At 75.2% G+C, this 26001-nt stretch carries 19 protein-coding genes, 1 tRNA gene and 2 pseudogenes; 16 read left to right on the top strand and 6 right to left on the bottom strand.

Translation table 11 applies throughout. The features are described 5' to 3' along the window. Window positions 1-193: 193 nt before the first annotated feature. From ACFYUY_RS34460 to ACFYUY_RS34445, 4 genes are all read left to right on the top strand, one after another. Complete coding sequence (locus tag ACFYUY_RS34460) at window positions 194-1153, top strand: segregation/condensation protein A (RefSeq protein WP_360209948.1); 960 nt, start codon at window positions 194-196, stop codon at window positions 1151-1153. A gap of 437 nt (window positions 1154-1590) precedes the next feature. Next, the gene (locus ACFYUY_RS34455) at window positions 1591-2184 is read left to right on the top strand and encodes an SMC-Scp complex subunit ScpB (protein ID WP_387906616.1); all 594 of its coding nucleotides are present in this window, start codon (window positions 1591-1593) and stop codon (window positions 2182-2184) included. A gap of 62 nt (window positions 2185-2246) precedes the next feature. Continuing rightward, the gene (locus ACFYUY_RS34450; protein ID WP_387906584.1) at window positions 2247-3587 is read left to right on the top strand and encodes a pseudouridine synthase; all 1341 of its coding nucleotides are present in this window, start codon (window positions 2247-2249) and stop codon (window positions 3585-3587) included. A 236-nt stretch (window positions 3588-3823) separates the two neighbouring features. Further along, a complete protein-coding gene (locus ACFYUY_RS34445) occupies window positions 3824-4807 on the top strand; it encodes a helix-turn-helix domain-containing protein (RefSeq protein WP_387906581.1) in 984 nt (327 codons plus the stop codon). Window positions 4808-4924: 117 nt separating this feature from the next. Here the strand turns inward: ACFYUY_RS34445 and ACFYUY_RS34440 are convergent, their stop codons facing one another. The 3 genes from ACFYUY_RS34440 to ACFYUY_RS34430 form a co-directional block, all read right to left on the bottom strand. Continuing rightward, complete coding sequence (locus ACFYUY_RS34440) at window positions 4925-5287, bottom strand: DUF952 domain-containing protein (RefSeq protein WP_387906579.1); 363 nt, start codon at window positions 5285-5287, stop codon at window positions 4925-4927. Between the two features lie 115 nt (window positions 5288-5402). Then, window positions 5403-6950 (bottom strand): mucoidy inhibitor MuiA family protein, encoded by a 1548-nt coding sequence (locus ACFYUY_RS34435; RefSeq protein WP_387906576.1) that lies wholly within the window; start codon window positions 6948-6950, stop codon window positions 5403-5405. Window positions 6951-6952: 2 nt separating this feature from the next. Continuing rightward, window positions 6953-9274 (bottom strand): DUF4139 domain-containing protein, encoded by a 2322-nt coding sequence (locus ACFYUY_RS34430; RefSeq protein WP_387906574.1) that lies wholly within the window; start codon window positions 9272-9274, stop codon window positions 6953-6955. 563 nt (window positions 9275-9837) lie between these two features. Between ACFYUY_RS34430 and ACFYUY_RS34425 the strand changes: the two genes are divergently transcribed. The 4 genes from ACFYUY_RS34425 to der all read left to right on the top strand — a co-directional run bounded on the left by ACFYUY_RS34425 (window position 9838) and on the right by der (window position 15158). Continuing rightward, the gene (locus tag ACFYUY_RS34425; RefSeq protein ID WP_387906571.1) at window positions 9838-10923 is read left to right on the top strand and encodes a prephenate dehydrogenase; all 1086 of its coding nucleotides are present in this window, start codon (window positions 9838-9840) and stop codon (window positions 10921-10923) included. A gap of 158 nt (window positions 10924-11081) precedes the next feature. Then, complete coding sequence (locus ACFYUY_RS34420) at window positions 11082-12584, top strand: DUF4419 domain-containing protein (protein WP_387906569.1); 1503 nt, start codon at window positions 11082-11084, stop codon at window positions 12582-12584. A gap of 182 nt (window positions 12585-12766) precedes the next feature. Continuing rightward, entirely contained in the window at window positions 12767-13504 is a 738-nt protein-coding gene (gene cmk / locus ACFYUY_RS34415) for a (d)CMP kinase (RefSeq protein ID WP_387906566.1), read from the top strand. A 199-nt stretch (window positions 13505-13703) separates the two neighbouring features. Next, window positions 13704-15158: a ribosome biogenesis GTPase Der gene (gene der, locus ACFYUY_RS34410; RefSeq protein WP_360209930.1), complete on the top strand. Its 1455-nt coding sequence runs from the start codon at window positions 13704-13706 to the stop codon at window positions 15156-15158. A gap of 272 nt (window positions 15159-15430) precedes the next feature. Here der and ACFYUY_RS34405 read toward each other — a convergent pair whose 3' ends face one another. Continuing rightward, entirely contained in the window at window positions 15431-16318 is an 888-nt protein-coding gene (locus ACFYUY_RS34405; protein WP_387906564.1) for a hypothetical protein, read from the bottom strand. A 237-nt stretch (window positions 16319-16555) separates the two neighbouring features. Further along, window positions 16556-17377, bottom strand: a complete 822-nt coding sequence (locus ACFYUY_RS34400) for a hypothetical protein (RefSeq protein WP_387906561.1) — start codon at window positions 17375-17377, stop codon at window positions 16556-16558. A gap of 595 nt (window positions 17378-17972) precedes the next feature. Here ACFYUY_RS34400 and ACFYUY_RS34395 point away from each other — a divergent pair. The 7 genes and pseudogenes from ACFYUY_RS34395 to ACFYUY_RS34365 all read left to right on the top strand — a co-directional run bounded on the left by ACFYUY_RS34395 (window position 17973) and on the right by ACFYUY_RS34365 (window position 24156). Then, window positions 17973-18761 carry a transglycosylase family protein gene (locus ACFYUY_RS34395; RefSeq protein WP_387906558.1) on the top strand — a complete coding sequence of 263 codons (789 nt, stop codon included), beginning with the start codon at window positions 17973-17975 and terminating at the stop codon, window positions 18759-18761. 263 nt (window positions 18762-19024) lie between these two features. Then, the gene (locus tag ACFYUY_RS34390) at window positions 19025-19486 is read left to right on the top strand and encodes a transglycosylase family protein (protein WP_387906556.1); all 462 of its coding nucleotides are present in this window, start codon (window positions 19025-19027) and stop codon (window positions 19484-19486) included. Window positions 19487-19642: 156 nt separating this feature from the next. Then, window positions 19643-20323: pseudogene (locus ACFYUY_RS34385) on the top strand (alpha-ketoglutarate-dependent dioxygenase AlkB family protein); the annotation flags it as partial. A gap of 307 nt (window positions 20324-20630) precedes the next feature. After that, a complete protein-coding gene (locus tag ACFYUY_RS34380; protein ID WP_360209922.1) occupies window positions 20631-21491 on the top strand; it encodes an acyl-CoA thioesterase II in 861 nt (286 codons plus the stop codon). Between the two features lie 197 nt (window positions 21492-21688). Further along, window positions 21689-22480 (top strand): DUF1684 domain-containing protein, encoded by a 792-nt coding sequence (locus tag ACFYUY_RS34375; RefSeq protein WP_387906554.1) that lies wholly within the window; start codon window positions 21689-21691, stop codon window positions 22478-22480. Between the two features lie 167 nt (window positions 22481-22647). Further along, on the top strand, window positions 22648-23949 hold the full coding sequence (locus ACFYUY_RS34370) for an MFS transporter (RefSeq protein ID WP_387906551.1): 1302 nt from the start codon (window positions 22648-22650) through the stop codon (window positions 23947-23949). 133 nt (window positions 23950-24082) lie between these two features. Further along, window positions 24083-24156 (top strand) — tRNA-Pro (locus tag ACFYUY_RS34365). Window positions 24157-24241: 85 nt separating this feature from the next. Here ACFYUY_RS34365 and ACFYUY_RS34360 read toward each other — a convergent pair. Further along, window positions 24242-25129 carry an NAD(P)-dependent oxidoreductase gene (locus ACFYUY_RS34360; protein ID WP_387906549.1) on the bottom strand — a complete coding sequence of 296 codons (888 nt, stop codon included), beginning with the start codon at window positions 25127-25129 and terminating at the stop codon, window positions 24242-24244. 52 nt (window positions 25130-25181) lie between these two features. Here ACFYUY_RS34360 and ACFYUY_RS34355 point away from each other — a divergent pair. After that, window positions 25182-25549: pseudogene (locus ACFYUY_RS34355) on the top strand (winged helix-turn-helix transcriptional regulator). Window positions 25550-26001: the final 452 nt, after the last annotated feature.

Below are 26001 nucleotides of genomic sequence, written 5' to 3'. Positions count from 1 at the left end.
CGCCGTCCGCTCCGCTCCGTTCCGCTCTGCTCGTTGTCCGGTGGGTGCTGTCCGCCGGGTCGGCCGCCCGCCGCGTTCGTACGAGCTCGCGCGGGTGGTGCCCCGCGCCCGGTCCGGCGGCGGGCCCGCCGCCGCGGCGTGTCGGCGCCCCCTGGGCCGGCCGGGCGGGCGGCGCGGGTGAAGATGGACCGCCATGCCGAGCACCGCCGAACCACCCGCCACCCCCGTGGACGCGCCTGCGGGCGTGCCCCCGGAGCCGTCCCCGGACGTGCCCCCGAGGAGGTCGGGGAACGCCTCCGAGGAGGCCCCGCGGGGCGGCTTCCGGGTGCGGCTGGACAACTTCGAGGGCCCCTTCGACCTGCTGCTCAGCCTCATCGCCAAGCACCGGCTCGACGTGACCGAGGTGGCGCTGGCCACCGTCACGGACGACTTCATGGCGCACATCCGGGCGATGGGCCCGGACTGGGACCTGGACGCGGCGACCGAGTTCCTGGTCGTCGCCGCCACCCTGCTCGACCTCAAGGCCGCCCGGCTGCTGCCCGCCGCCGAGGTCGAGGACGAGGAGGACCTCGCCCTGCTCGAGGCCCGCGACCTGCTGTTCGCCCGGCTGCTGCAGTACCGGGCGTACAAGCGGGCGGCGGCCCTGTTCGGCGAGCGCTGGGCCGCCGAGCTGGCGCGGCGCCCGCGCACCGTCGGGCTGGAGCCCCGGCACGCCGAGCTGCTGCCCGAGGTGGTCCTCGGCATCGGGCCGGAGCGGCTCGCGCAGCTGGCGGCCAAGGCCATGGAGCCCAGGCCGGAGCCGGTGGTGTACGTCGACCACATCCACACCCCGCCGGTCAGCGTGCGGGAGCAGGCCGGGCTGGTGGTGGCGCTGCTCACCGAGCTCGGCGAGGCGTCCTTCCAGCGGCTCGTCGCGGACGCGCCGGACACCCTGGTGGTGGTCGCCCGGTTCCTGGCGCTGCTGGAGCTGTACCGGGAACGGGTGCTGGCCTTCGAGCAGCCGGAGGCGCTGGGCGAGCTGCTGGTGCGCTGGGTGGCCGGGGCGGACCGGGGTGAGGTGGCGGTGACGGACGAGTTCGACCGGCCGGCGGGCGAGGCCGCGGCGGCGGAACGGGCCGCGGCCGCGGGCCGGGGCGAGGAGGACGGGCGCTGATGGGTTCGGGTACGGGCACGGGCACGGGTACGGGCGGGAACGAGGGCGGCCGGCGGCCGGCGCGGCGCCCGCTCGGGCTGCCGGGGCGGCCGCGGGCGCAGGAGTGGCTGGAGCCGGCCTTCGAGCTGCTGCCGGAGCCGGTGGCGGCTCCTGAGCCGGAGCCGGGTCCGGTGGCGGAGTCGGGCGGGGCGGCGGCGCGGCTGGTGGGGCCGGGTGCGGCGGAGTCGGGCGCGGTGGTGCCGGACGGCGGGGTGCGGGTGGTGCCCCGGGCCGGTGGCCAGGCCGGGCAGCAGGTCGTGCACCAGAAGTCGGCTCCGTCGACTTCCGGTGCGTCGGCGGCGGGCCGGAGCGCCGGACCGGCCGTGGCGCAGGCCCCGGCCGCCGCGGACGAGGGGCTCACCACGGCCGGGCTCAGGGCCGAGCTGGAGGCGATCCTGATGGTCGTCGACGAGCCGGCCACCGAGGACCGGCTGGCCGGGGTGCTGGCGCGCCCCCGGGCGGCGGTGGCCGCGGCGCTGCGCGAGCTGTCCGCCGAGTACACCGCCCAGGGCCGGGGGTTCGACCTGCGGCTGGTCGCCGGCGGGTGGCGGTTCTACAGCCGTGACACCTGCGCCCCGGCCGTCGACCGCTTCCTGCTGGACGGCCAGCAGGCCCGTCTGACGCAGGCCGCGCTGGAGACCCTGGCGGTCGTCGCCTACCGGCAGCCGGTGTCCAGATCCCGGGTTTCCGCCGTCCGTGGTGTGAACTGTGACGGCGTGATGCGTACCCTGGTACAGCGAGGACTGGTGGAAGAGGCCGGATCCGAGCCCGAAACAGGTGCGATCCTGTATCGGACGACGAACTACTTCCTGGAACGGATGGGGCTCCGCGGCCTGGATGAGCTGCCGGAGCTCGCTCCCTTCCTGCCCGAGGTCGACGACGTGGAAGCGGAGTCCCTGGAGGGCACGATGATCGCGGAGGCGGTCGCCGCCGCTGCCGTGCAGGCCGTGGACGGCAGTGGCGAGGCCGGTCGGGCTGCGCCTGATCGGTAGGGGGCGGTGAGGTCGGCCGAAACGACCGCACATCCCAGACGGAACGACGTACGGACACTTTGATGCGTAGCAGTGGCAACGGCAGGAACAGCAGCGGCGGCGGCAGCGGTCGCGGCGGACAGGGCGGGGGCCGGGGCGGCGGCTCCTACGGAGGCGGCAGCGGCGGCGGCCGCGGCGGCTCGGGCTCGGGGTCGGGCTCGCGCGGAGGTTCGTACGGCGGTGGCGGTGGCGGCGGTCGCGGCGGGTCCGCGTCCGGTTCGCGGGGCGGTTCGTACGGCGGCGCTTCGTACGGTGGCGGCTCCGGTTCGCGGGGCGGCTCGTACGGAGGCGGCTCCGGTTCGCGGGGCGGTTCCGGTGCGTCCGGGCGCGACGGGCGCCGCGACGACCGCAGGGACGACCGCCGCGACGACCGCCGGTACCCGGACCGCCCGCTGCGGCCCGAGGAGCGGCGCTACGACCGCCCCGAGTACGGCGGCGGCCCCAACGCCACCCCCGCCCGCGGCGGCTTCGCCGGCCGGCGTCCCGGCCCGGCCCCGCGCCCGCGCCGCGAGGGCCAGGGCGCCCCGGGCGACCCGCGCCGTCAGCCGCAGCGCTCGCGCGAGCTGCAGGCGAAGATCGAGGACGCCGTCCTCGCCCGCCACGACAAGCCCGCGGTCAAGCTGCCGAAGACCTTCGGCGAGCCCGAGGGCGAGCGTCTGCAGAAGGTGCTGGCCCGGGCCGGCATCGGCAGCCGCCGCGCCTGCGAGGAGCTGATCGAGCAGGGCCGCGTCGAGGTCAACGGCCGGCTCGTCACCGAGCAGGGCAAGCGGGTCGACCCGCAGAACGACGAGATCAAGGTGGACGGCCTGACCGTCGCCACCCAGTCGTACCTCTTCTTCGCGCTCAACAAGCCGGCCGGCGTGGTCTCCACCATGGAGGACCCGGACGGGCGCCAGTGCCTCGGCGACTACGTGACCAACCGGGAGACCCGGCTGTTCCACGTCGGCCGCCTGGACACCGAGACCGAGGGCATCATCCTGCTCACCAACCACGGTGAGCTGGCCCACCGCCTCACCCACCCGCGGTACGGCGTGACCAAGACCTACCTGGCCGCCATCCAGGGGCCGATCCCGCGTGACCTGGGCAAGCAGCTGGCCCAGGGCATCGAGCTGGAGGACGGCTACGCGCGCGCCGACAGCTTCAAGGTGGTCTCCAACGTCGGCAAGAACTACCTGGTCGAGGTGACCCTGCACGAGGGCCGCAAGCACATCGTCCGCCGGATGCTGGCCGAGGCCGGCTTCCCGGTCGAGAAGCTGGTGCGCACCCACTTCGGCCCGATCGCCCTGGGCGACCAGAAGTCGGGCTGGCTGCGCCGCCTGACCAACCCCGAGGTCGGTCAGCTGATGCGCGAGGTCGGTCTGTAGACCGCAGCCGTGCCCGCGGTCTCCACCGCGGTCTCCTCCGAGGGCCTCCCCGCCGAGTGGCGGGGAGGCCCTCGGCCGTTCGTCGGGGGTGGGCTGTGAGCCGGGCCGCACCCCTGGTCACGGCCTTGTCAGCGTCATGATCCGTGGCAGAGGATGGCCACCGGACCACCGCCCGCCCCGTGGCGGGACTGCGCCAGGTCGTGCGCCGGTGGGGGGCGAACGGGGGAGACGGCGTCGTGTCGGATGCACCACTCAGCGCACTGGGACTCGCCGAGCCGGACGGGCAGGTCTACGCGGCGCTGGTGGCCAATCCGCAGTCCACCGCGGAGGAGCTGGCCGCGAGCTGCGGCCTGACGCTCCAGCAGAGCGCGCGGGCCCTGGACCGGCTCGCGCAGCAGGGCATGGCGACCCGGGCCCCGGTGGACCGGCACCGCTTCCTGCCGGTCGCCCCCGACGTCGCGATCGGCACCCTGATAGGCCACCGGGAGTCCGAACTGCGGCACGCCCGGGCCGAGATGCACCGTCTGATGGACGCCTTCCGGGAGGCCTCGCGGTACACCGACCCGGCGCACTCGGTGGAGGTGCTGACCGGCGGCGAGGCGATCGCGCAGCGCCTGGAGCACATCACCGAGACCAGCCAGTACCAGGTCCGCGGCTTCGACCGCCCGCCGTACATCCAGGACCCGGTGGCGCCGATCCCGCTGCAGCGCCGGCGGCTGCGCGAGGGCCTGCGACTGCGGACGATCTACGACCGGGACGCGGTGGCCTGGCCCGGGCGACTGGAGCGGAACATCCTGGCCGGGGTGGCGGACGGCGAGGAGGCGAGGGTCCGGCCGTCCCTGCCGATGAAGATGATCATGTCGGACGACCGGATGGCGATCATCCCGATCAGCGTGGGCGACAGCGTCCTCGACGCCGCGTACGTCATCCACCCCTCCGCGCTGCTCCAGGCGCTGGACACGCTGTTCGAAGCCGAGTGGGAGCGGGCCGTGCAGCTGCAGGCCGCGATCGGCACCGGCGACGCCGGGCTGGAGCCGGAGGCCGACCACCGCAAGCTGCTGGGCCTGCTGGCGGCCGGCCTCACCGACGAGTCGATCGCGCGGTCGCTCGGCTGGAGCGCCCGGACCACCCAGCGGCGGCTGCAGAGCCTGATGCGCTCGCTGGGCGCCACCACCCGCTTCCAGGCCGGGATGGCGGCCCGGGAGCGGGGCTGGCTCTGAGGGCGGGGCCGGCGCCGGGTGCGGAGCCGGGTGCGGGTGCGGGTGCAGAGCCGGGGCAGGCGCCGGGTGCGGGGTCTGGTCCGGATGCCGGGCCGGCGCCGGGTGCGGGGCCGGGTGTCAGCTCCAGGGGGTGAGGGTGGCCCAGCGGTGGTCCGGGCCGCGCTCGACCTTCAGCAGGCCCTGGACGGCCGAGCGGTTCAGCCGTCCGTAGATGTGCGGGAAGAGCACGTCGGGGGTGGCCCCGGGCGGCGGTGCGCCGTCCGGGGCCTCCCACTTGACCATCGGCTCCACCAGCGACTCCTCGATCAGCAGCACCATCAGCGGGTCGGGAGTGTCGGCGAAGAAGGCGTTGGCCACCGCGAGCGCCGTCTGCTCGTCCGCCGAGCAGTGGATGAACCCGTCGGTGAGCAGCGACGCGGTGGCGTACGGCCGACCGGGGTCGGCCAGCCAGTCGTCCAGGGGTGCGAGGTGGAGGATCATGTTCCTGTTGTACCCGGTTTGGTCCTGAGCGGTCGTCACGAGGGGCCCGGTGTCCGGTGGGGTCTCCGGGCCGGGCCGGCGCCCGGTGCGGCCCGGGCGCCGGCGTCCGGTGCGGTCAGAGCCCGGCGACCCTGCCGGCGGCGGAGACCTCGTACACCAGCGTGACCGTCCGGCGGGCGCCCGGCCCGAGCGGCACGTCCCAGCGGAGGATGCCCTCGGCGTCGAAGGAGTCCGGCGACGGGGAGCACTCCTCCTTGCGCAGCCGGACCTCGACCGCCGCCACCTCGGAGACCGGCACCCGCTCGCGGACCGTGACGACCTGCTCGTCCCGCTCCTCCGGGCCGGAGAACCGGGACAGGTGCAGCCGCACCGTCCGGGTGGTCGTCTGGCGGCCGGTGAGCCCGGCCGCGGCCTGGCGGCTCTCGCTCTCGCGGACCACCCGGTAGCCGTCCGAGCTGCCGAACGCCAGCTCGGCCCCGGCTCCGGCCGCGGTGAAGCGCAGTTCGCCCCGGCCGGTGAAGCCGCTGCCGCGCACCAGCTCCACGGGCCCGGCCAGCAACGGGTGCCCGGCCGCGTTGCGGAACCGGACGACCTGGGTGACCAGCGGGGACAGCTCCGGCGCGCAGGCGTACTCGCTGGTGGCCGGCACGGTGAACGAGCCCAGCGGTACCCGGTGCGCCCGGCCGTCGGACGGCACGGTGGCCGCGGCGGGTGCGGGCAGCACCCGGACCTCCCCGCCGTCGTCCACGCCCGGCACCCCGGCGGCCGGACCGAGTTCGCTGATCGTCTCCTCGCGCAGTTCGACCTCGACCGTGCGGCGCTCCTCCGCGGTGCGCTCGCGCAGCACCAGGACGTCCTCGGCGACGGCCGGCGGGTCGGTGGCGAGGGCCGACCGGGCGGTGGAGAAGGTGAGCCGGACGCCCGTCCAGTCCTCGCCGGTGCGCTGCCAGACCACCGCCTCCGACTCCAGCCGCAGCTCCCCGCCGTCCAGGGCGGCCCGGTAGGAGGGGCGCCAGAGCGCGCACGGCACCAGGTGGGTGACGGTCAGCGCGCTCGGGCCGGGCTGCGCCGCCTCGACGGTGAGCTCCAGGTGGGCGACCAGTTCGGCCGGCTCCTCCTCGGCCCGGTCGAGGGCGGTCAGCGCCTGCGAGCGCTCCTCCTCCAGGCGGCGCAGCCGGGAGTGGGTGGCACGCAGCTCCTCGCCGCGGCGCTCGCGTTCGGCGTCCACCCGGTCCAGCTCGCGGGCCCAGCGGGTGCGCTCGATCTCGCCGACCCCGGCGCCCTCGCCGACCTCGCGCAGCAGGTCGGCCGAGAGCTGCGCGAGCAGGGCCAGCCGGGCCTCCAGCCGGGTGCGGGTCTGCTCGGCGAGCCGGCTCTCGCCCTCCAGCTCGTGCAGCCGGTGGCGCAGCCGGGAGTCCTCGGGCCCCGGCGGCAGCGGGGCGCGCGGGGTCCAGGCCCGGACGATCCGGGCGTCCAGCACCCGGGTGCCGGGGGCGGCGCTCTCGGCACGCAGGGTGCGGTCGACGGCGAGCGCGGTGAGCGGGCCGAGGCGCAGCCGCTGGATCCCGGCGGTCAGCTCGACGGTCGCCGTGCGCTCGACCTGGCCGCGGTCCTCCAGGCAGGTGACGGCGGTGACGGGGAGGGGGACGGTCGCTCCGGGCATCTTCAGTTCCTCCGGTTTCCGCCGACGATGGCCTTTCCGGCCGGGATCTTGATCTGGTAGCCGCCGTCCAGCTCGGCGCGGCCGCCGGGCGGCAGGTCGACCCGCCAGAGCCGGGTGCTGGGCGGGCACTCGGGTGTCGGGACGGCCGGGGCGTGCCAGTCGGCCCGCTCCTCGATCCGGACCTCGGCGTCGGAGGAGACCGGCACCCGTTCGCGGACCTCCACCGTGACGGGGCGGCCGAGCCGGTTCGCCAGCCGGACGTGCACCCGGTGGTCGAGCACGGTGCTGGTGTTCAGCATGCCCGCGGTGGACTCCTGCAGCTCGGTGCGGCGCGCCACCTCGATGCTCTCGGTGACGCCGACACCGAGGCGCCGCTCCCCGCCGGGGGCGAGGGTGGGCAGGGCCGCGGTGAGCAGGAACTCGTCGTCGAGGGTGACCTCGACCGGGCCGGCCAGCACGGCGCGGTCGGTCCGGTTGGCCAGCACCAGCGTGGCGTACACCTTCTCCTCGACCGCGGGGACGGTGACGTACTCGGGGCGGACGGACAGCGGGATCTCGTCGATCGTGACGGTGTGCCAGGTGCCGTCGGAGGGGATGTCGGCGGGGGCCGCGGCGTCGAAGCGGTGGTCGAAGGAGCCGGCCGACTCGCGGGGCGGGACGGCGTGGCGGGGGAGCGTCAGCCGGCGCACCCGGGCGGCGGCCGGGGCGGCGGCGGCCGGGCCCCCGTACCCGAACGGGTCCGTGCCGCCGGCCCCGTCCGCCCCGCCCGGCCGACCGGCCCCGGGGCGCAGGGTGCCGCGCTGGGCGGCGGGCGCGTCGGGGCCGGCCAGGACGAGGGCGGGGTAGTCGAGCAGGGCGGCGTCCGGGGCGAGTGCGGCGGGCGCGGCCTCCGGGGCCTCCAGGGCCTCGGCGAGGCCGCCGCCGCCCGACTTGCGGGCCCGACGGGCCTCGGGTCGCGCACCCGGGGGCGGTCCGCCCGGGGCCACCGGGGCGGGCGGCGGCGCGGACATCTGCGGCACCGGTGCGGCGACGGGCGCGGCGCCGTAACCGGCGAAGGCGGCCGGGGCGGCCGGGGCGGTCGGCGGCGGGGGAGCCGGGAACGGCTCGTCGACGTCCAGGGTGCCGCCACGCGGGCTGCGGGCGGACAGGAAGTCGGCCTCCACCAGGTCGGCGACGGCCGGGTGCGCTGCGGCCGGTCGGCGGCCGGACGGGCGGGGGCCCGGGCGGCCCGCCCCGCCGGCGCCGGACGGGCCCGCGGCGGGGCGCGGGCCGCCGTGGCGCGGGGACGGTCGGCCCTCGGCGGCCGCGTCGTAGCCGGTGAACAGGTCGGTCAGGCCGGCCGGGGGCTCGCGCCAGCCGGACGGCGGCGGCGCGGGCTGGCTGCGGCCGATCCGCAGCGAACCGAGCCGGGGCAGGTCGGTGCGGCGCTGGAGGTCGGCGGTGGAGAGCGCCAGCCGGACGCCGGTCCAGTCCTCGCCGGTCTGCTGGGCGACCGAGGCGCGCAGGACCAGCCGGCCGGTGTCCTCGCCCTGGCGGTAGGAGAGCCGGTAGGCGGGCACCCAGCGGGCGGCGGGGACGCCGTACTCCAGCTCGATCTCGAGCTCGAGCGGGGTGGGGGTGATGCCAGGGATGGCGTCCGGGGAGGCGGCGTCCGTGGTGTTGGCGTCCGTGGTGTTGGCGGAGGCTGCGGTGGTGAGGGTGAGCAGCGCGGTGACGGCGGTCCCGACCGGCCCGGCGGGGCCGGCGGTGGACGCGCGGTCCAGCCGGTCGGAGGCCAACCGGCGCTCGTGGTCGGCGAGTCCGATCTCCCGGGTGAGCTCCTCGGCGCGCTCGTGGAGCGTGGCCAGCCGCTCGTCGACGAAGTCGGCGAGCTCCAGCCAGGCCTCCGCGGGCGTCCGGCGCAGCGGCTCGTCCTCGCGGCGCTGCGGCGGCACCGCGCGCAGGGCGGTGGTCTCGTCGATCGCGGTCAGGACCAGCCGGTGGCGCTCGTTGAGCGCGCCCAGGCGTTCCAGGGCATCGTCCAACTCGCTTCGGAGCCGGGGGAGTTCGTCAGGCTCGTGGAACTCGGCGAGCCACTCCAGCCGGGCCTCGGTGACCGCCGCCCCGGCCGGGCCGCCGATCACCCGGGCGCGCAGCGAGCCGCCGTCCAGGGAGGGCGGGAGGCCGGTCAGCCGCAGTCGGCCGTCGGCCGGCACCGGGACGGTGGCCCGGCGGCGGCACACCGCGCCCTCGGCGTGGACCACGACCGAGTCCAGGACCGACGGATGGGCCGGTACCGCGGGCGGTTCCGGTTGCCCCGCCCCGCCGCTGTGCTGATCGTCCATGCGCAACCCCTTCGTTCGCGTGCCCCTGCGTGCGCTCGCGCGGGCCCCGTGGTCGGGCGCCCCGCGTGCGCGTGCCCTGCGTACTGGCGTCCTGCGTCGTTCGTGTCCTGCGTCGTTGTCCCGGGCCGTTCATGTCCCGGGTCGGCCGTGTCCTGGGTCGGCCGTGTCCTGCGCTGCTCCTGTCCTTCGTCGTTCGGGCCTCGTGACTCGGGCCCGGTGTCCCGCGCTCGGTGCCTCGTGGCCCGGCCCCGTGGTGCGGGCGCGGCGTCCGTGCCGCCCCCGGCGGCCAGTCTGCCCCGCTGCGGGGCGGGCGTCGCCGGATTTCCCCGAGGCGGCGTGTGCGGCCGACGGCCGTCCGCACTCACTGGGACGGGGGCGCGGGGCGGGCGGTTGCCCCTCCGGGGATCCGGCCGGGCCGCCGGGTCGGTCCCGTGGTGGCGGGGGCGTCCGTCCGGGGGACGGGCGGTGGCGGCGGGCGTGGAGCGGATGCGAGAGGATGGCGGGACCCCGAGGGTTCGATGAGTCCGAGAGTTTCGAGAGTTCGAGAAGGAGCGCGACCCGCCATGCGCACTGCCGTCGTCGTCGGTACCGGACTGATCGGCACCTCCGCCGCACTCGCGCTGGCCGGTCGCGGGTTGACCGTCCACCTGGAGGACGCCGACCCCGACGCCGCCCGGACCGCCGCCTCGCTCGGCGCCGGCACCACCGAGCCGGCCGACGGCCCGGTCGACCTGGCGATCATCGCCGTCCCGCCCGCGCTGGTCGGCAAGGTGCTCGCCGACTGCCAGCGCCGCAACCTGGCCCGCTGGTACACCGACGTGGCCAGCGTGAAGGCCGGACCGCGCAGCGAGGTCGCCGCGCTCGGCTGCGACACCGTGCACTACATCGGCAGTCACCCGATGGCCGGCCGGGAACGCTCCGGCCCGCTGGCCGCCCGCGCCGACCTCTTCGAGGGCCGCCCGTGGGTGCTCACCCCGACCGCGGACACCGACACCGAGACGCTCAACGCCGCCCTGGAGCTGGTCGCCCTCTGCGGTGCGATGCCGATCGTGATGGACGCCGCGGCCCACGACCGGGCCGTCGCCCTGGTCTCGCACGCCCCGCAGCTGGTGTCCTCGCTGGTCGCCGCCCGCTTGGAGCACGCCGACGAGACCGCCATAAGGCTCTCCGGCCAGGGCGTCCGGGACGTCACCAGGATCGCCGCCTCCAACCCGGGCATGTGGGTCGACATCCTCTCCGCCAACGCGGGCGCCGTCGCCGACATCCTCGAGGAGGTCGCCGCGGACCTCGGTGACACCGTCACCGCGCTGCGCGCCCTGGAGGCCGCCGAGGAGGGCGAGCGCCGGGCGGGTGCGGCCGGGATCGAGGCGGTCATGCGGCGCGGGAACACCGGGCAGGCCCGCATCCCCGGCAAGCACGGCGCTCCGCCCACCCGGTACGAGACGGTGTCGGTGGTGCTCGGCGACCAGCCCGGCGAGCTGGGCCGGCTGTTCGGCGAGGTCGGCGCGGCCGGGGTCAACATCGAGGACGTCGTCATCGAGCACTCGACCGGCCAGCAGGTGGGTTTCGTCCAGCTGGCGGTGGCTCCGGCGGCGGTCAAGCCGCTCACGGCGGCCCTGCGGCACAGCGGTTGGAGCGTCCGGGACTGACGGGACTGAGCCGGTGGTCGTGGGGCGCCCGGCGGGGTCGGCGGGGCGTCCGAGCGGCCGGTCGGTTGGCCGGCTGGTCGGTTGGCCGTCCGGGGGCGGATGCGTACGTGGAGGAGGCCGAGGAGCAGCCGCTGCTTCCGGCTCGGGGGGAGGACGGCATGAGGATCATCGACATCCCGCTCGGAGCGGATGAACGCCCGGGCGACGTGGGGGAGTTGGAAGCCGTCGGGAACGAGGGCTTCCTGGCGGCGGTGGTCGGCGGCGAGTTCACCGTCCACCACCGCAGCACCGCCTCGCTGCTCGCCCTGCCGGGGGAGCGCCGGGCGGCGGGCGCGGCCGGGAGCGGGGATACGGACACGGCAGGGGACGGGGACGGGGGCGGGGGCGGGGGTGAGGGTGAGGGCGAGGGTGAGGACGAGCCGACCTGGAGCCTGTTGCTGCGCGCCGTCCACCAGGCGTTCTGTGCGCACCTGCCGCTGAGCCTGTCACCGGACGTGCTCTGGTACGCGGTGGTGCACGAGGTGGCGGTGCACGTCCGGCTGAACGCCGAGGCGTACGCGGGGACCTTCGGGGCCGCTCCGACGACCGCCGCGGACGCCGCGCCGGGGCCCGTCCCCGGCACCCGGCGGCCGATCGTGGTCCACGACGACTCCCTGCTGGGGCCGGATCCCGACTGGTCCCGGTCGATCCGGCTGGTCCGGGAGCCGCTGGCCGAGGCGATCGGGGCCGAACTGGTGGACCTGTTCCAGCCGAGCTTCTCGACGACCACGCCGGACGACGTCTCCTCGGCGCTGGTCGCGCTGATGGACGCGGTGAGCCCCTACTGCGACTTCCAGTGGCTCTCCCTGTGCGGCATCCCGCGGGTCCGGCTGGAGGGCACGGCGGCGGACTGGGCGCTGCTGGCGGAGCGGGCCGGCGGGCTGGCCCGGAGGTTCACGCTGCTGGACCCGTGGTTCGCCGAGCTGCTCCCGGTGCTCGACGAGATCGCCGCCACCGCGGCCGGCGGGCCCGTCGACGAGGACTTCTGGCGCTCGCTGTACAAGTGGGAGTCCGAGTCCGGCGGGCCGTACGTGTCCGGCTGGATCACCGCCTTCTTCGCGCACACCCGGCGGAGCACCGGCCCCCGGCCGCGGACGGACTTCCGCTGGTGGGGGCGTGAGCACGTGTTCACGGAGAACGCCTTCCCCTCGCACGTCTCGCAGGTGCGGTTCGAGTGGCGGCAGCCCGCCGGGGCACGCCGGATGGCCTTCGTCGCCGGGGTGCTCGGCGTCGAACGGGACGGCGACTACCTGCGGCCCCGGCTCGGGCACGCCGTGCTGGAGGCCCTCCGGGAGGGCGGGGACCCGGCCGCCGAGCAGGCCGCGCTGGCCGCCGCACAGCTGCCCGCCGGGTGGACGGTCGAGCGGGTGCGGCAGGTCAGCCGGGTGGACGAGGCCGCCCTGCTGGCCACGGAGGGGCTCGTCGTCGACGACCTCGGGGGCGATCCCGAGCAGGCCCGGCCGGTCGCCGTGATCCGCTTCACGTGGGCCTGCCTGTTCCGGGTCGCGGACGACGAGGACTGGTACGTCGGACTGTTCGACCCGCGTCGCGGCGTCCTCGGCAGGGAGAACTCGGTCGGGCCCGACCTGACGAGCGCCCTGGAGCGGATGCACGGGTACTGACCCGGGCCGTGATCCGGGACGTGTCCCGGGCCGTGATCCGGGACGTGTCCCGGGCCGTGATCCGGGACGTGGTCCGGGCCGTGATCCGGGACGTGACCCGGGCCGGACCGGGGTCCGGCGCCGGTCCATTAACCTTGAGGAAGACAATCCCCTGCCGTCTGCCCGCCCAGGCTCCGGCTCCCATGCTCAGAGAGAGGTTCGGCCCCGTGGACACTGCCGACCGAGCGCACGCCCCGGTCGTCGTCGCCATCGACGGACCCTCCGGCTCCGGGAAGTCGACCGTCTCGCGGGCGGTCGCCGCCCGACTGGGCCTGAGCTTCCTGGACACCGGCGCCATGTACCGGGCGATGACCTGGTGGATGCTGGCCAACGACGTCGACGTGACCGACCCGGAGGCGGTGGCCGTCGCGTGCGGCAAGCCGGTCATCGTGTCGGGCACCGACGCCGACGGCCCCACCATCACGGTGGACGGCCAGGACGTCTCCGGACCGATCCGCGGCCCCGAGGTGACGGCGCAGGTCAGCGCCGTGTCCGCGGTGCCGGCGGTGCGGACCCGACTGGTGGAGCTGCAGCGCGGCTGCGCCGAGGTCGCCGAGCGCGGCATCGTCGCCGAGGGCCGGGACATGGGGACGGTGGTGTTCCCGAACGCCACCGTCAAGGTCTTCCTGACCGCCTCCGAGCAGGCCCGGGCCGAGCGCCGCGCGGCCGAGCTGCGCGCCAAGGGCGTCGACGAGGCGACCATCACCGCGATGGCCGCCGACCTGGCCCGCCGGGACGCCGCCGACTCCTCCCGGAAGACGGCGCCGCTGACCCAGGCCGCGGACGCGGTCCTGGTCGACACCAGCGACCTCACCCTGGAGCAGGTGATCGGCCGGATCGCCGCGCTGGTGGAGGAGCGGGCCGGACTGTCCTCGGTCTGACCGGGCCGGGACTTCCAACGCCCCGGGGGCGTGAACGCCCGGAACCCTCGACCGCACCGCGGTGCCGCCCCGGCGGCACGTAGGACGCGATCGCGCCGCCGAGGCGCGACGTGAGAAGTGATTCGCGCTGCCCCGACCGGGGCAGGTACGCACGGCACGCCCCTGGGAAGGGCCGGGCCGGGAAACGGAACAGACGAACATGACCGCAGAGCACTCCACCGCCGATCACGGCGGCCTGGACGCCGCCGACTACGCCGAGTTCATGGCCCTCGCCGCCGAGGAGGGCTACGACATCGACGGCGTGGACGGCTTCGACGGCGCCGAGCACGTCCCGCTGCCGGTGCTGGCCGTCGTCGGCCGCCCGAACGTCGGCAAGTCGACCCTGGTGAACCGCATCATCGGCCGCCGCGAGGCCGTCGTCGAGGACAAGCCGGGCGTCACCCGCGACCGGGTCACCTACGAGGCCAGCTGGAACGGCCGCCGCTTCAAGGTCGTCGACACCGGCGGCTGGGAGATCGACGTCCTCGGCATCGACGCGATGGTCGCCGCGCAGGCCGAGCTGGGCATCGAGCAGGCCGACGCGGTGCTGTTCGTGGTCGACGCCACCGTCGGCGCCACCGACACCGACGAGGCCCTGATCAAGCTCATCCGTCGCGCCGGCAAGCCGACGGTGCTGTGCGCCAACAAGGTCGACGGCCCGTCCACCGAGGCCGAGGCCGCCTACCTGTGGTCGCTCGGCCTGGGCGAGCCGTTCCCCGTGTCCGCGCTGCACGGCCGCGGCTCGGGCGACCTGCTCGACGCCGTCATGGACGCGCTGCCCGAGGCCCCGCCGCAGACCTTCGGCGACGCCGCCCCCGGCGGCCCGCGCCGCGTCGCGCTGATCGGCCGGCCCAACGTCGGCAAGTCCAGCCTGCTGAACAAGGTCGCCGGCGAGGAGCGGGTGGTCGTCAACGAGCTGGCCGGCACCACCCGCGACCCGGTCGACGAGATGATCGAACTCGGCGGCAAGACCTGGAAGTTCGTCGACACCGCCGGTATCCGCCGCCGGGTCCACCTGACGGCCGGCGCCGACTTCTACGCCTCGCTGCGCACCTCCTCCGCCCTGGAGAAGGCCGAGGTCGCGGTCGTCCTGATCGACGCCAGCGAGACCCTCGCCGAGCAGGACACCCGGATCATCTCGATGGCCGTCGAGGCCGGGCGCGCCGTCGTCATCGCCTACAACAAGTGGGACCAGCTCGACGAGGAGCGCCGCTACTACCTGGAGCGCGAGATCGAGCGCGACCTCGTCCAGGTGCAGTGGGCCCCCCGGGTCAACGTCTCGGCGAAGACCGGCCGCCACATGGAGAAGCTCGTCCCGGCGATCGAGACCGCGCTGGAGGGCTGGGAGACCCGCATCCCGACCGCGCGGCTGAACGCCTTCCTCGGCGAGCTGGTCGCCGCCCACCCGCACCCGATCCGCGGTGGCAAGCAGCCGCGCATCCTGTTCGGCACCCAGGCGGGCGTGCGCCCGCCGCGCTTCGTGCTGTTCGCCTCGGGCTTCCTCGAGGCGGGTTACCGCCGCTTCGTCGAGCGCCGGCTGCGCGAGGAGTTCGGCTTCGTCGGGACGCCGATCTCGATCTCGGTGCGCGTGCGGGAGAAGCGCAAGAAGAAGTAGAAGTAGGAGGAGGGGTGGCGGTGCCGGGTAGCTGATACCCGGTGCCGGCACCGCTTCGGTACGAGCGGTCGCCCTTGTCGGGGCGGCCGTGTGCGAGGGCCCTGTCACCTTGGTGGCGGGGCCCTCGCCGGTTGTTACGGGGTGGCCGGGGTGCTCGGCGCGGCGCGGTGCGGGAGGGGCGGCGCGGCAGGCGAGGGAGGGGAGGGAGGGGGAGCGGCGGCGCGGCAGGGGAGGAACGGGAGGGGCGGAGGCGGGCCGGGGCCACTCTCCGGTCAGTGGTGGTCGCCGTTGCGGCCCGGGGGGAGGGAGAGCATCTGGCGGTGCCGTCCGCCGGCCGGCGGCGGAGCGGTGGCCACGCCGGAGGCCGTCCCCATCATCGGGGCGGGCGCGGGGGGCGGTGCCGGCACCGTGTGCGGGATCGGGCCGAGGTAGCCCGCGGCCACCCAGCCCTGGCCGTTGGTGAACTGGGGGGCGGTGGACTGGGCCGGGGCGGGGTCCGTGGCGGTGGCGGTCTGACCGAAGCCGTCGCTGGTGGGGGCGGCGGGCCCGGGGTGGGCGGGGCTGTGGCCGGTGTGGTGCGACGGGTGGTGGCCGGTGTGTCCTGCGGTGTGGCCCGCGGTGTGGCCCGTGTGTCCGGCAGGGACGGCCGTGTGGCCCGCGGTGTGTCCCGCGTGCCCGGTGTGTCCGGCAGGGCCGGTGTGTCCCGCGTGCCCGGAGTGTCCGGTGTGGTGGGCGGTGCCGTGGGCGAGGTGGTGGTGGGTGCCGTGGCCGGCGCCGTGGCCCGTGCTGTGCCCGGTGCCGTGGCCCGCGCTGTGTGCGGTGGTGTGTGCGGTGGAGTGCGCGGCCTGCTGGTTCGGCATGAACTGCGGGAGGCCGGCCGTCTGACCCCCGTAGGTGTGGAAGGACTGCTGCTGCGGGTACGCGCCGCCCAGCCCGGAGTAGGCGTCGCGGACCGCGAAGCCGGTGAACTTCAGGTCCTCCTCGCCGGAGCGGTCACCCGGCAGTGCGCGGAACAGCCGCCGGTACTCGGAGTACAGCTCGTCGTAGATCGGCGTCGTCGAGTGGGGGTGCTCCGCGTCGTACGACGGGCGCATGCCCGGGATGGAGCGGGGGGCGGTGGTGGTCAGGCCGGGGGACGAGGAGACGTCGTAGCTGTACACACAGGGGCCAACGAGTGAGGGGGCGGGGGGATGCGGGGTGCCGGGGCCCGGCCGGAAGGCGGGTCGGCCTCGGGGGGAGGCCGCCTTCCGGCCGGGTGGCCGGGCGTGGCGCGGAGCGGTGGCGGGGCGTGGGTGCGGAGCGGTGGCGGGCGGGAGCGTTGCTGCCGTGGGGCCCGGCCGGTGCGGGGGCTCGGCTCGTGCGCCCCGGCGCCGACCAGGTGCGCCGAGGGGCGGGGCTCAGGTGCCGGCGAGCGGGAGGGAGGCGGCGACCACCTGGCCGAGCGCCACCGCCCGCTCGAGGGCCTGGCGGAGCAGGTCCTCGCGGGGCTGGCGGCCGACCATCCCCGCCGGGACGGCGTACATCGTCACCTCGGAGAGCTGGCTCGCCGCCAGCCGCCAGGCGTCGGTGACCTGGAGCGGCTGGTGGGCCTGCCACCAGCCGGTGCTGCCGCCGGCCGCCGCGGGCTGCAGGATCGCGTGCAGCTTGCCCATCGCCACCAGGACCGACCAGCCGGAGAGCTGGTCCGGGGTCTCGTCGAGGTCCGTGATGCGCTGGAAGCCGGCGTCCTGGAGCAGGTCGAGGAACTCGTCCTCGCCGGAGGTGCTGCCCGGGCGGCCGACCGGCCCCGTCGGCTCGACCACCAGTGAGGCGTGCCCGACCTTGCCGTGCAGGACCAGCCCGCAGGTGATGCCGAGGATGGCGGCCTGGCCCGGCGCGGTCTGCTGCGCGGCGGGGGCGGGAGCCTGGGCCAAGGCGGGATCCGCGGCCGGGGCGCCGGTCTGCGCCTGGTGGATGCTGCGGACGGCGCCGACCAGCTGCTCCTCGGCCACCGGCACCACCTGGGACGGGATGCAGCGTGCGTGGGCGAAGGCGAGGACGGCCGTCTCCTCGCCCACGAACAGCACGGTGCTGGTGGGCTCCACGTGGGTGTCGCCGGGAGTGCGGCAGGAGGTGCACTCGTAGCTGTCCGGTGCGCGGTCGCCGCCGAGGAGGCGGTCCGCCTCGTCGTCGCCGATCTCGGACCGGACCTCGTCGCTGACGTCGAGCATGCGCGGCACAGGGTCTCCTCGGGTGGGTGCGGTTGGGGTCGGGGGCGGGTGACGGGGAGGTCGCCATGACCAACGGGCCCTTGTGTCAGGCGTCACGGGTGGCCGTCGAGGCTGACGGGAATTGCCTCGGATCCGACCGCGAGGAGTGTTCTCGTGGTCGCAATGTGTCGATGTCGGTGGCAGGCCTGCCGGATTGAAACGGTGAGGTGGGTCACGCGGCCTCGATGTTTGATCTACGAATTGACGGCCAAAGCGGACAATTCGGGCATGATTGCTTGGTCATTACCGCCGGTAACCCTTCGCTGAGCTGGGCAGACCGGTGGAAGTTTGGTTTCCCCGTCGACCGGCTCGTAGCTTCATTGGCGGCGCAACGAGCGCCACCCGGGTTCACCCCCGACGCCCTGCCCCTCCCCGGCCCCGCCGGGCGCGGCAGGTGTCCGCCGACGCGATCGCTCGAACAGGTCGCCCGGCGAGCGGCTGGGTGGCCAGGGCGGCAGCGGCACGTCCGACACGTGCACGGCCGTCCGACGGACGCGGCAAGCGAACGCGGCCCTCTCCAGGGTCTGGTTCCGCATGCCCGCCCGGGGCTGTCGAGAGGAACCCCATGACCTTCCGTAACGAGACCGCCGCTGCCACCACCACCGCCGCCACCAAGCGCAACCGCGTTCGGATGGCCGTCGTGGCGGGCGCCGCTGTCGCGGCCCTGCCGGTGGCCGGCCTCGTCACGGCCACCTCGGCCTCCGCCGCCTCCGTCTCCACCTGGGACGCCGTCGCCCAGTGCGAGAGCGGCGGCAACTGGGCCATCAACACCGGCAACGGCTTCTACGGCGGGCTGCAGTTCACCTCCAGCACCTGGGCCGCCTTCGGTGGCACCGCCTACGCCTCCCAGGCCAACCTGGCCACCAAGGCGCAGCAGATCTCCGTCGCCGAGAAGGTCCTCGCCTCGCAGGGCCCGGGCGCCTGGCCCGTGTGCTCCGTCAAGGCCGGCCTGACCAAGGGCGGCGCCCCCGCCGCCGTCGACACCTCCGCCGGTGCGACCGCCGCCAAGCCGGCCGCCCCGGCCGCCAAGCCGGCGCAGACCCCCGCCCCGGCCGCCAAGGCCGAGGTCGCCCCGAAGGCCGCCGCCCCCAAGGCCGCCGCCCCGAAGAGCGACGCCCCGAAGAGCGACGCCCCGAAGGCCGCGCCGAAGAACGACGCCGCCAAGGGCGCCTGGACCGGCTCGAACGACGCCAAGCCGGCCAAGGGCGACAGCTACACCGTCAAGTCCGGTGACACCCTGAGCTCCATCGCCGCGGCGAAGGGCCTGGACTGGCACGACCTGTACAAGAACAACGCCAAGGTCATCGGTGGCAACCCCGACCTGATCCTCCCGGGCCAGGCCCTGAGCATCTGAGTCCGGTCACCCGGTCTCGGTGGTTCGTCCGGTGATGCGTCCCGGTGATGCGTCCCGGCGGCTCGTTCCGGTGACCTGATGGATGGCGGGCGTCTGACGCTCGTTCAAGGGCCTCCGGCCCGGCCACGCGCCGACACCACGGCCGCTCCTCCGCTGCGCGGGGGAGCGGCCGTCGGCGTTCCCGGCGTGTCGGGGAGGGGCGGGCGGCGGCGGGCCTATCGTCGGGCGCTATGCGGCATTCGCGTGACGGGGGTGGGGGCGGGGTGCCGGTCGTGCCGGCTGAGCCGGCCGCGCTTTCGGGCGGCGGTCCGGTCGTCGGTCCGGTGTTGGGTCGGTTCGTCGGTCGGCGTGTTGGTCCGTTCGTCGTTCCGTTCGTCGTTCCGTTCGTGGTGCCGGCGCTGGTCCTGGCGCTGCTGACGGTTCCCGGCGGCTCGGCCGGTGCGGCGAACCGCGTCGCGGACCTGATCTGGGACGGGCTCGCCGACTGCGAGAGCGGCGGCGACTGGCAGGCGGACACCGGCAACGGCTACTACGGCGGCCTCCAGATCTGGCTGCCCACCTGGGTGGATGCCGACGGCCTGCGGTTCGCCGACCGGCCGGACCACGCGACGCGGCGCCAGCAGACGAGCGTCGCCGAGGAGATCCTCCGGCGGCAGGGCTGGGAGGCCTGGCCGAGCTGTGCGCGGGACCTCGGACTGATCGTCGACGCGACCGGGGGCGACTGACCGCCCTGGCGGGGCGGTTTCCCGGCCGTCGGGGGGCTGTGGTCTCTTGCCGTCGGCCGGTCTCCGCCGACCGCTACCGGCTTCCGCCGACCGTGACCGGTTTCCGCCGACCGTGACCCTGACTGTGGTCGGTGCGTGCGGGAGGATGGTGGGGTGATCCAGGGTGAGCTGTTCGGTGACCCTTCGGCGACCTCCGCCGCGCGCGGGCGCTCCGAGCCCGCCCCCGGCGCCGTCCTCCTCCCCGGCTGGCTCGACGCCGCGGCGAGGCTGCGCCTGGTCGCCGCCTGCCGGGAGTGGGCCCGCCCGCCGGCCGGCCTGCACACGGTCCGCATGCCGACCGGCGGGACGATGTCCGTACGGATGGTGAGCCTGGGCTGGCACTGGTACCCGTACGGCTACCGCGACGTCGCCGAGGACGGCGCGCCCGTCAAGCCCTTCCCGCCCGAGCTCGGCCGCCTCGCCCGTCAGGCCGTCGCCGACGCCTACGGCCCGGACCCCGCGGGCATCCCGGGCGCAGCCGGGTACGAGCCCGACACCGCGATCGTCAACCACTACCCGCACGGCGCGAAGATGGGGCTCCACCAGGACCGCGACGAGCGGGCCGACGCCCCCGTGGTCTCCCTCTCGCTCGGTGACACCTGCGTCTTCCGGCTCGGCAACACCGAGACCCGGACCCGCCCGTGGACGGACCTGGAGCTGCGCAGCGGGGACCTGCTGGTGTTCGGGGGGCCGGCCAGGTTCGCGTACCACGGCGTGGTGCGCACGCTGCCCGGGACGGCGGATCCGGAGCTGGGCCTGGCCGGGCGGCTCAACATCACGGTGCGGCAGTCGGGGCTGGCGCCGCGCACCCCCGGGGCCCTGTCCGGTTCCGGCTCGGGGACGGGTGCGGGTGCGGGTTCGCGCTCCGATTCGGGGACGGGTGCGGGTGCGCGCTCCGGCTCGGGGACGGGCTCCGGTTCGGGCGCGGGTTCGGGTTCGTCGTTCGAGGCCTCGTTCGAGTGAACCGGCCCCTCGGGCCCGCCGGGCGGGAATGACCCCGGTCGCCGGAGAATTCGAGTGGGTTGGAGAATTCGATCAGGACGGGCACCGGCAACCGGACGGAAGACCTCCGCCCCGGCCGAGGGCCCGGAGAGGAAACGCACCCATGGGTACCCCCGTTGACGACCTGGTCGACCTGCTCGACCTGGAGCAGATCGAACTGAACATCTTCCGCGGGCGCAGCCCCGAGGAGGCGCTGCAACGGACGTTCGGCGGCCAGGTCGCCGGACAGGCCCTGGTCGCGGCGGGGCGCACCGTGGACGGCGACCGCCCGGTCCACTCGCTGCACGCCTACTTCCTGCGCCCCGGCGTGCCCGGGGTCCCGATCGTCTACCAGGTCGACCGGATCCGCGACGGCCGCTCCTTCACCACCCGCCGGGTGCTCGCGATCCAGGGCGGCCGGTCGATCTTCGCCCTCACCGCCGACTTCCACCTCCCCGAGGCGGGCGGGATCGAGCACCAGCACCCGATACCGGACGTCCCCGCCCCCGAGGACCTGCCCAGCGCACTCGAGGAGGTCGGATCCCGGCTCGGCGAACTCCCCCCGTTCATCAGCCGCCGCCAGCCCTTCGACATCCGCTACGTCGACCGGCTGCGCTGGACCAAGGAGGAGCTGGCCGGCGTCGAGGCGCGCAGCGGCGTCTGGCTGCGCACCAACGGGCAGCTGCCCGACGACCCGCTGATCCACGTCTGCGCCCTCACCTACGCCAGCGACATGACCCTGCTGGACGCCGTTCGCGCCCCCGTCGAGCCGCTCTGGGGCACCCGGCACTTCGACATGGCCTCGCTCGACCACGCCATGTGGTTCCACCGCCCCTTCCGGACGGACGACTGGCTGCTCTACCAGCAGGAGTCCCCGATCGCGCACGGTGCGCGCGGGCTCGCTCGCGGGCAGATCTACGACCGGAGCGGGCAGCTCGTGGTGTCCGTGGTCCAGGAGGGGCTGTTCCGGCCGCTGAACGGCTGATCCGGCCCCTGTCCGGGTTCGGGGGCCTCCGGGGAGCGGGCGGCCTGCGGCGCCGGGGGCCCGGCCCGGTGTTGCCGCCGTGTTGCGGTTGTGGCGGCCCGGGATGAACCGTCCCGACGCGCGGCGTTGTGCTGGTTGACCGAGCTGGGCGGCCCGAACCGCGGGCCGTCCGAGGACCGAAGTGGGAGGGTTCACCGATGACGGCGACGGCCGCGGAGGACTGGAAGCACTGGAGCGACAACCGGGCGGCGGCCGTGAGCGCGCCGCACGGCCAGCTGGCGCTCACCGGCACGCACTGGCTGGAGCCCGAGCCCGCCCGGATCCCCGGTCTGCCCGGGCAGTGGTGGACCGACGCCGAGGGCGTCCGGCTCCGGGCGGAGGCGGCCGAGGGCATCACCGTCCACGGCGTCGACGGGCCGGTGGACGGCGAGGTACTGCTCCGCCCCGACACCGACCCGGCCGCCGACCGCGCCACCCTCGGTGACCTGCTGCTCGTCCCGATCGAGCGGGAGGGCGAGCTCGCCCTGCGGGTCTTCGACCCGGCCGCGCCGACCCGGACCGCCTTCGCGGGGATCTCCGCGTACCCCTACTCGCCCGAGTGGGCCGTCCCCGCGGTCTTCACCCCGTTCGAGGACACCGGCGACCAGTCCGTCCTCGTCCCCAACGCGGACGGGAAGGAACGGCCGCTCGCCGTCGCCGGGCAGATCGCCTTCACCGTGGCCGGCGAGCACCGCACGCTGACCGTCAGCGGCTCCGGCGACCGTCTCAGCGGCGTCATCGCCGACGCCACCAGCGGCATCGACACCTACCGGTTCCGCTTCATCACCCTGCCCACCCCGGACGCGGACGGGCACACCGTCCTCGACCTCAACCGGGCCTACCTGCCGCCCTGCGCGTTCGCGGACCACTTCATCTGCCCCTTCCCGCCGCCGGGCAACCGGCTCGACTTCGCGGTCGAGGCCGGTGAGAAGCAGGTCCTGACCAGGTAGGACGGCCCGGAGCCGGGCCCCGGTGCGGGGCGCGCGGCGGGCGGGGCGCACGATGGGGGGTTGTGTCGACCAATCATCCTGCCAATTCAGCCCCGCCGTCCGACCCCACCCCGGAACCGGGCGCCGCCCCGGTATCGGGCGCCGTCCCGGTGCCCGGGTCCTCCGCAGTGCCCACCGACGCACCGGTCCCCGATGCCGCCCTGCCGGCCGACCCCGCGCCCGGCCCCGAGTCCCGCCCCTGGTACCGGCGCGCCCTCGCCGACGTCAGCCCGCTGCGCGACCACGCCGACTACCGCCGGGTCTGGCTCGGCCAGGCCGTCTCCTCAATCGGCCAGCAGATGACGGCCGTCGCCGTCTCCGTCCAGGTCTACGACCAGACCGGTTCCGCCTTCGCCACCGGCCTGGTCGGCCTCTTCTCGCTCGTCCCGCTCGTCGCCTTCGGCCTCTACGGCGGCGCGATCGCCGACAGCGTCGACCGGCGCAGGCTCGGCCTGATCGGCTCGGCCGGGCTCGCCGCCGTCTCCGCCGTCCTCGCCGTCCAGGCCCTCGCCGGCCTCGACCAGGTCGCCGTCCTCTACGCCGCGGTCGCCGCCCAGGCCGGCTTCTTCGCGCTCAGCTCGCCCGCCAGGTCCGCCATGATCCCCCGGCTGGTCCCCGCCCACCAGCTCCCCGCGGCCAATGCGCTGAACACCGTCAGCATGAACCTCGGCCTCACCGTCGGCCCCATGCTCGGCGGCGTCCTCATCGGCACCTACGGCGCCCAGGCCGCCTACCTCGTCGACACCGTCGCCTTCGCCGGCACCCTCTACGCGATGTGGCGCCTGCCCGCCATGCGCCCCCTCGGCGACCGCAAGGGCCGCGCCTCCGTCCTCGACGGCCTCCGCTTCCTGCGCGAGCAGCCCAACCTGCGCACCAGCTTCCTCGCCGACCTCGCCGCGATGATCTTCGGCATGCCACGCGCCCTCTTCCCCGCCATCGCGGTCACCTTCTACGGCGGCGACGCCCGCACCGTCGGGCTCCTGGTCTCCGCCCCCGCCGTCGGCGCCCTGGCCGGCGCCCTCTTCTCCGGCTGGGTCGGCCGCATCAACCGCCAGGGCGCCGCCGTCCTCGCCTCCGTCGCCGCCTGGGGCCTCGCCATCGCCGCCTTCGGCGCGCTCCACAACCTCTGGCTCGGCCTCCTCCTGCTCGCCGTCGCCGGCTGCGCCGACACCGTCAGCATGATCTTCCGCAACACGATGATGCAGGTCGCCGCCCCCGACGAGATGCGCGGCCGCCTCCAGGGCATCTTCATCGTCGTCGTCGCCGGCGGCCCCCGCCTCGGCGACTTCGAGTCCGGCGCCGTCGCCTCCCTCACCAACCCGGCCACCTCCGTCATCACCGGCGGCCTCGCCTGCGTCGCCGCCGTCCTCCTCCTCGCCGCCCGCCGCCCCGCCTTCCTCAAGTACGACGCCCGCCACCCCACCCCCTGACCCACCCACCCCGACCCGGCAGCGAGCACCCCTCCACGTGCTGTATTGTTTTCCACGTCGCCGGGACAACCGGGGACAAGGTCGAGAAGCCCACGGCAGAGCCCCCCAGGCTCCACCAACGGCAGCGAGACCACGGGACGTGGCGCAGCTTGGTAGCGCACTTGACTGGGGGTCAAGGGGTCGCAGGTTCAAATCCTGTCGTCCCGACAGTATGTCGGAAGGCCGTTGGCTGGGAGGAATCCCAGGTCAACGGCCTTTTTGTTGATGGTCCGGCAGGGGGTCGGTGTCGGGTTCAGTGGCGGCTGAGGACCTCGGCGAGGCGGCTTACTCCGTCCTCGCCGTGGCCGAGGGCGATGGTTCGGCGGAGCAGGCCTTCGGCTGCGCGCATCACGCCGGACTCGATGCCGTGCGACTCGGCGGTGTGCACGACGTGGGCCATGGTGGAGACTCCGGAGGTGAGCGGGTTGATCGCGCCCGAGTAGCTGCCGCTGTCGAAGTCCTCGGCGAACTCGGCGAAGAGCGGGGGCAGGATCGCGCCGATCCCCTGGGCGAACGGCGCCAGCTCGCGGCCGCTGATCCCCTCCGCCTTGGCCAGCGCGAGCGCGTGCACGTACCCGGCCATCGCCGTCCAGAAGACGTCCAGCAGCGCGATGTCGAAGCCGGCCGCCCGGCCGATCTCCTCGCCGAGGTGGGTGCGGGTGCCGCCGAGTGCCGCCAGTACCGGCGCGTGCCGCTCGTAGAGGTCGGCCGGCCCGCTGAGGATGAGGACCGCCTCCGGAGTACCGATGCTCGGGGCCGGCGTCATGATGGCGCCGTCCAGGTACTCGACGCCGTGCTCCGCGGCCCAGGCGGCCGTGGACCGGGCCCGGTCCGGCGCGTCGGCGGTCAGGTTGACGAGGGCCCGGCCCTTGAGTGCGGCCTCGACCTCGTCGCGGCGCAGCACGGCGTCCGAGGCGTCGTGGTTCACCACGCAGATGACGGTCAGCTCGCTCGCGGCCACGGCCTCCTCCGCCGTGGCCGCGCTCACCGCGCCCCGGGCGACCAGCGCGGTGTCCCGGCCCGGGGTGCGGTTCCAGACCGTGGTTCGGACGCCGGCGTCCACGAAGGCACCGGCCAGGGCGCGTCCCATCGGCCCGAGGCCGAGCACGGTGACGGTGGGCCGGGTGTGGTTGGTAGGCATGATTCGTCTCCTGTAGACATGGTGGTGGACAACGACCACCCGGGGGTGAGGGATGACGCGCAGTCAGGCCGTGGACCCGAACGTGTGCGGAGTGACCGCCGTGATCGCCGTGATCGACGGCAAGTGGAAGACGTCCCTGCTCTGGCTGCTGGAGGCCGGCCCGTGGCGCCCCGCCGAACTCCGCCGACGGCTGCCGGGTCTCAGCGAGAAGGTCCTGACCAGGCGCTGCGTGAGATGGAGTCCGACGGCCTGGTGCACCGCGAGGTGTACGACGTCCTTCCGCTGAAGACGGTCTATTCCCTGACCGACTTCGGCCGCCGCCTCTCCGTCGCCCTCGGTCCGGTCTCCGACCTCGGACACGAGCGCCTCGACCGCATGGCGGCGGGGCGCGCCGGGCAGCTCGGGTCAGCGAGCTCCTGACTCGCTGTCATCTCCCTTCTCGCTTCTGGGCACCAGTCTCGCCGCACCGCGCGTCGGTGCCCAGTACGCACAAAAAGGTGGCTACTCGGTACGGACCCGCCGACAGGAGAGGCGGGCCCACATCTGTCCCGATCCGGGGGCGTCGCGGCCTTCGCGGCCTTCGCCCGGACTGTGGTGCGCTGCTGTGGCCGGGGCGTCCCGACTGAGCCGCGGGTCCTGACGAACGCGGCCGGCGCCGTCACTCCGACGACCCCGGGTTCCTCCGTGTCGTTCGCCGGGGAGGAGCGCAGGGCGCAGCTGGGTGGGCTCGAGCGCCTCCGGCTGTCCTGGGGTGCCGGCGGCGCGTCGACGTTTCCACGGCGCGGTCGATCCCGCCCTTCGTGACTGCGCGCAGCGGCAGGTGGCGGTCGTCGGGGCGACTCGCGGCCACCGGCCCGCGCGGTGTACGTCGA

Source organism: Kitasatospora sp. NPDC004745 (genome assembly GCF_042873275.1).
GTDB lineage: Bacteria > Actinomycetota > Actinomycetes > Streptomycetales > Streptomycetaceae > Kitasatospora.
This window is presented reverse-complemented; position numbering and strand designations above follow the sequence as displayed.

Coding starts and splice junctions, on each gene's coding strand:
- ACFYUY_RS34380 (WP_360209922.1), top strand. CDS start 20,631: ATGGGTACCCCCGTTGACGACCTGGTCGACCTGCTCGACCTGGAGCAG.
- ACFYUY_RS34440 (WP_387906579.1), bottom strand. CDS start 5,287: ATGATCCTCCACCTCGCACCCCTGGACGACTGGCTGGCCGACCCCGGT.
- ACFYUY_RS34460 (WP_360209948.1), top strand. CDS start 194: ATGCCGAGCACCGCCGAACCACCCGCCACCCCCGTGGACGCGCCTGCG.
- ACFYUY_RS34395 (WP_387906558.1), top strand. CDS start 17,973: ATGACCTTCCGTAACGAGACCGCCGCTGCCACCACCACCGCCGCCACC.
- ACFYUY_RS34430 (WP_387906574.1), bottom strand. CDS start 9,274: ATGGACGATCAGCACAGCGGCGGGGCGGGGCAACCGGAACCGCCCGCG.
- ACFYUY_RS34435 (WP_387906576.1), bottom strand. CDS start 6,950: ATGCCCGGAGCGACCGTCCCCCTCCCCGTCACCGCCGTCACCTGCCTG.
- cmk (WP_387906566.1), top strand. CDS start 12,767: ATGCTCAGAGAGAGGTTCGGCCCCGTGGACACTGCCGACCGAGCGCAC.
- ACFYUY_RS34450 (WP_387906584.1), top strand. CDS start 2,247: ATGCGTAGCAGTGGCAACGGCAGGAACAGCAGCGGCGGCGGCAGCGGT.
- ACFYUY_RS34420 (WP_387906569.1), top strand. CDS start 11,082: ATGAGGATCATCGACATCCCGCTCGGAGCGGATGAACGCCCGGGCGAC.
- ACFYUY_RS34425 (WP_387906571.1), top strand. CDS start 9,838: ATGCGCACTGCCGTCGTCGTCGGTACCGGACTGATCGGCACCTCCGCC.
- der (WP_360209930.1), top strand. CDS start 13,704: ATGACCGCAGAGCACTCCACCGCCGATCACGGCGGCCTGGACGCCGCC.
- ACFYUY_RS34375 (WP_387906554.1), top strand. CDS start 21,689: ATGACGGCGACGGCCGCGGAGGACTGGAAGCACTGGAGCGACAACCGG.
- ACFYUY_RS34455 (WP_387906616.1), top strand. CDS start 1,591: ATGGTCGTCGACGAGCCGGCCACCGAGGACCGGCTGGCCGGGGTGCTG.
- ACFYUY_RS34360 (WP_387906549.1), bottom strand. CDS start 25,129: ATGCCTACCAACCACACCCGGCCCACCGTCACCGTGCTCGGCCTCGGG.